6 protein-coding genes are annotated in these 4,746 nt (G+C 62.7%); all 6 read left to right on the plus strand.

Features of this window, described 5'->3' with window-relative positions; translation table 11 throughout:
• Window positions 1–931: homoserine dehydrogenase (locus EN984_RS23025; RefSeq protein WP_164765592.1), on the plus strand; the 931-nt coding region annotated here is incomplete at its 5' end.
• Between the two features lie 132 nt (window positions 932–1,063).
• The gene (locus tag EN984_RS23030) at window positions 1,064–1,420 is read left to right on the plus strand and encodes a hypothetical protein (RefSeq protein ID WP_127272497.1); all 357 of its coding nucleotides are present in this window, start codon (window positions 1,064–1,066) and stop codon (window positions 1,418–1,420) included.
• A gap of 71 nt (window positions 1,421–1,491) precedes the next feature.
• Window positions 1,492–1,659, plus strand: a complete 168-nt coding sequence (locus tag EN984_RS23035) for a Thivi_2564 family membrane protein (protein WP_013531988.1) — start codon at window positions 1,492–1,494, stop codon at window positions 1,657–1,659.
• Between the two features lie 203 nt (window positions 1,660–1,862).
• Window positions 1,863–2,846, plus strand: coding sequence for a class II fructose-bisphosphatase (glpX, locus tag EN984_RS23040; protein WP_127271399.1), 984 nt, complete (start codon window positions 1,863–1,865; stop codon window positions 2,844–2,846).
• Window positions 2,847–2,919: 73 nt separating this feature from the next.
• On the plus strand, window positions 2,920–3,144 hold the full coding sequence (locus EN984_RS23045) for a DUF6434 domain-containing protein (RefSeq protein ID WP_127271397.1): 225 nt from the start codon (window positions 2,920–2,922) through the stop codon (window positions 3,142–3,144).
• Window positions 3,145–3,333: 189 nt separating this feature from the next.
• Window positions 3,334–4,746: single-stranded-DNA-specific exonuclease RecJ (gene recJ, locus EN984_RS23050; RefSeq protein ID WP_127383964.1), on the plus strand; the 1,413-nt coding region annotated here is incomplete at its 3' end.

Genomic DNA, 4,746 nt, shown 5'->3' on the forward strand with positions numbered 1-4,746 from the left:
CAACTATGAGGCGGCGGTGGCGGGCGGCATTCCCGTCATCAAGACCATGCGCGAGGCGATGGCCGGCAATTCGGTTACGCGCGTGTTCGGCATCCTCAACGGCACCTGCAACTACATCCTGACGCGCATGGAGGCCGAGGGCATCTCGTTCGATGCTTGCCTGAAGGACGCGCAGCGGCTGGGCTATGCCGAAGCCGATCCGACGTTCGACATCGAGGGCCACGACACCGCGCACAAGCTGTCGATCCTGACCAGCCTTGCCTTTGGCACCAGGATCGCCGCCAACGACATCTATATGGAAGGTATCTCCAACATCACCCAGGCCGACATCCGCGCGGCCGCCGATCTTGGCTACCGGATCAAGCTGCTGGGTGTCGCCCAGCGCACCGAGAGCGGCATCGAGCAGCGCGTGCATCCGACGATGGTGCCGACGGCATCGGTCATCGCGCAGGTGCATGGCGTCACCAATGCGGTGGCGATCGAGACCGACATTCTGGGCGAACTGCTGCTGTCAGGCCCCGGTGCCGGCGGCAACGCCACCGCCTCGGCCGTCATTGGCGACATCGCCGACATCGCCAAGAGCCGGCCAGGCTTCCAGCATGGTCCGGTCTTTGGACGGCCGGCGAAGGAGCTGAAACCCTACAAGAAGGCGCAGATGCGCAGCCATGCCGGCGGCTATTTCATCCGGTTGACCGTGCATGACCGCATCGGCGTCTTCGCGGCAATCGCCAAGCGCATGGCCGATAATGACATTTCATTGGAATCGATCGTCCAGCACGCGGTCAATGGCGAGGCGGCGGCACAGAAGACGGTGATCCTCGTCACCCACGAGACGACGGAGGCTGCTGTGCGCAAGGCCGTCGATGGCATCACCAAGGATGGCCATCTGACCGACAAGCCGCAGGTCATCCGCATCGAGCGGGCAGGGTAGCTTTCGCCCGATAGGCCCTGCGGGACAGGAATCCCGCAGGCATTGAGGTCTGGTCTGGTGGGGACAGCCGCCACGCGGGAACGAATTGGTGTCGTCGCCGTTCTCTTGGTCAGCAACCAGAGGAACCGCTTCATGGCCGATACCAACAAGTCCGACACCCCTAATATCGACGACATCCAGAAGACGCTGGAAAAGCAGATTGCCGATTTGCGCAAGGAGATCACCAGGATCAACAAGAGCATTTCGGCGCGGGGCGCGGAGATGCTCGACGACGCCGGCGAACAGGCGTCCGAGTTGTACGACACGGCCGCGAGCCGCGCTTCGCGTACGGCGCAACAGCTGCGCAGCCAGGCTCAGGCTGTTTCGGAGGTCGCGCGTGAAAATCCAGGTACGACGACAGCTTTGGTCGGCGTGATCGGCCTGCTCGGCTTTCTGGCCGGCTTCGCCATTGGTCAATCGACGAACGATACCTCCCGCCGCTGGTATTGACCGCAGCGCGATAGGGCCGGGCTTCCGGCCCACTCGCTTGTTTTCAGCACATCACTTTTAAGGAGGGCACCATGGCTTCATCAGCATTGATCGGCATCCTGATCACATTCCTCGTCATCATCCTCGTTCTCTATCTGGTTCAACGCCTGCCGCTCGATGGCCGGATGAGACAGATAGTTCAGGTGATCGTCATCATCATCGGCATCATTTCACTGCTCAAATACCTCGCGGTTTTCTAGGCCGCGAACGCCGCCATTTTTACCGTTTTGAGACTGGCCCGGCGCACGGCGATCGGGCCAGTCTTGTTTAAGGATGCGGTTTAATCGATTGATATTGTTGGGTATTCGATAAAATCCTCGGTAGGTCTTGCCGTTGTCATGCTGGTTTGACAAAACAGGCCGCCTCCGGCGGGAGGCCGCATTGCCAACGAGGAAATCACCAGATGAATGTGGCCCAGAACATCGTCGCCGGCCTTGACCGGATACTCACCATGGAACTGGTGCGCGTCACCGAACGAGCCGCCGTCGCGGCCGCCAGGCTGCGCGGGCGCGGCGACGAAAAGGCGGCCGACCAGGTCGCAGTCGACGCCATGCGCCAGGAACTCAACCGGCTTGCCATCAAGGGCACGGTGGTGATCGGCGAAGGCGAGCGCGACGAGGCGCCGATGCTCTACATCGGCGAGGAAGTCGGCTCCGGCAAAGGTCCGGCCGTCGATATCGCGCTCGATCCGCTCGAAGGCACGACGATTTGCGCCAAGAACCTGCCCAATGCACTCGCGGTCATCGCGATCGCCGAAAAGGGCAGCCTGCTGTTTGCGCCCGACGTCTACATGGACAAGATCGCCATCGGTCCGGGCTATGCGGACGGCGTCATCGACATCGACGCCTCGGCGGCTGAGAACATCGCCAGCCTCGCCAGGGCGAAGGGCGTGGCCATATCGGATATCACCACCTGCATTCTCGACCGGCCACGTCATGCCAGGCTGATCGATGCCGTGCGCGCCACGGGTGCCGCGATCCGGCTGATCGGCGATGGCGATGTCGCCGGCGTCATCCACACCACGGATCCGGAAGAAACCGGCATCGACATCTATCTCGGCACTGGCGGCGCACCAGAGGGCGTGCTGGCCGCTGCCGCGCTGCGCTGCACCGGCGGCCAGATGCAAGGCAGGCTGATCCTCGACACGCCGGAAAAGGTTGCTCGCGCGGCAAAGATGGGTATTTCCAATCCGAAACGGGTCTATCGGACGGAGGACATGGCGCGCGGCGATGTGCTGTTCGCGGCCACCGGTGTCACCGACGGCAACATGCTGGCTGGCGTCAAATTCGGCCACAATTACATCACCACCCACACGATCGTGCTGCGCTCGTCGTCGCGGACGGTGCGCGAGATCAAGGCCCGCCATCAGGATCTGGATAAGTTCTGACGCTCGCTTGCGAAGCCACCTTGCAATTGCTAGCCATTCGGGCGCATCCGATGCTGGCTGCAAGGATTTGACGATGGAACCGTTCGACTGGCATGCGGATCCGATTTCGCGTGCCACCGCCATCACAAAGTTCTATCGCAACACCCAGAATGTGCGTCGCTTTCTCATCCGGGAATGCGGCGATGCATTCAGGTTTGACCGGCCTTTCATGGCCTGGCTCAAGGACGGTGTGGAAAAGACGATGGGCGATGCGGCCGACGAATGGCTTCGGCGCCAGGCTGAAAAGCGGAAAGCGTAGTTTTCTTGACCTATTCCGGGACGGCGCACATCCGTGAATCGCTTGGCTTTGCCTGCCTTTGGCCTATAGAGCGTCGCGTGAACGCGACGCGCTTAAAATTGTTGCCAATGCAGGTCGTCGCCCCAAAACCGCTGCCCACTTATGGGCGACATGCATTATCGTGCGGCCAACGATGAGTTGGCAAAGCGTATGACCGGCGAAAAACGCCTCTTCCTCGATGTCAGGCAGTCAGTATCAGGGATTTCCTGGGAACATCGGCTGACAGAACGCCAGGACATGATTGCGCTCGCCATCGCGCAAGGCCATGGCGTGCCCGACATCGTCGCGCGGGTGCTTGCCGGCCGTGGTGTTACCGCCGAACAGACCGAGCGGTTTCTCGACCCGACGATCCGCGATCTTCTGCCGGATCCGGCATCGCTGACCGACATGGACAGGGCGGCGGCCCGCATCGCCGCCGCGGTGATGGCCAAGGAAAAGGTGGCGATCTTCGGCGACTATGATGTCGACGGCGCCGCCTCGTCGGCCTTGCTGAAGCGGTTCCTCACGCATTTCTCGGTGCCGTCGGAAATCTACATTCCGGATCGTATTTTCGAGGGCTATGGGCCCAACCCGGATGCCATGCGCGAACTTGTTTCGCGTGGCGCGACACTGATCGTCACTGTCGATTGCGGCACCAACAGCGCCGTTTCCATCGATGCCGCCAACGAGGCTGGGGCCGATGTCGTGGTGCTCGACCACCACCAGGTCGGCGGTGCCTTGCCGGCGGCAATTGCCGTCGTCAATCCCAATCGCGACGACGACCTTTCCGGGCAGGGCCATCTCTGTGCCGCCGGCGTGGTCTTCCTCGCCCTTGTGCAGACGGCCAGGATCCTGCGCGGCCGCATGGCCGATGCTACGCCGCCGGACCTGCTTTCGCTGCTTGATATCGTGGCATTGGCCACAGTCTGTGACGTGGTGCCGCTGACCGGCGTCAACCGCGCCTTCGTGGTCAAGGGGCTGCAGATGGCGCGCCAGCAGAAGAATGAAGGGTTGGCGGCACTGGCACGCGTGTCGCGTATCGGCGAGCCGATCAGCACTTTCCATCTGGCCTATCTGATCGGCCCGCGCATCAATGCCGGCGGACGCATCGGCGATGCCGCACTTGGTAGCCGGCTGCTTGCGACCGACGACCCGGTCGAGGCGCGCACCATTGCCGAGACGCTCGACCGGCTCAATCAGGAACGGCAGTTGATGGAGCAGGAGATGCTCGCGGCGGCGCGCGTCGAGGCCGATGCAGAGCTCGCCGGCGGCAATGGCCCGGCTATCGTCGTCACCGCCTCCAACAGCTGGCATCCGGGTATTGTCGGCCTGCTCGCTTCGCGATTGAAGGATCATGCCCGGCGGCCCGCCTTCGCCATCGCGTTCAATGCTGTGGGCATCGGCACCGGTTCGGGCCGCTCGGTCTCGGGTTTCGACCTCGGCCGGCTGGTGCGCGAGGCGGCCGTTGCCGGTCTGATCGTCAAGGGCGGCGGCCATGGCATGGCGGCGGGCATCACCGTGGAGCGGGCAAGGCTTGGCGAACTCAGGGCGTTTTTCGAAGAACGGGCGGCAGCCGACGTGTTT

It is taken from the genome of Mesorhizobium sp. M7A.F.Ca.CA.004.12.1.1, assembly GCF_003997835.1.
Classification (GTDB): domain Bacteria; phylum Pseudomonadota; class Alphaproteobacteria; order Rhizobiales; family Rhizobiaceae; genus Mesorhizobium.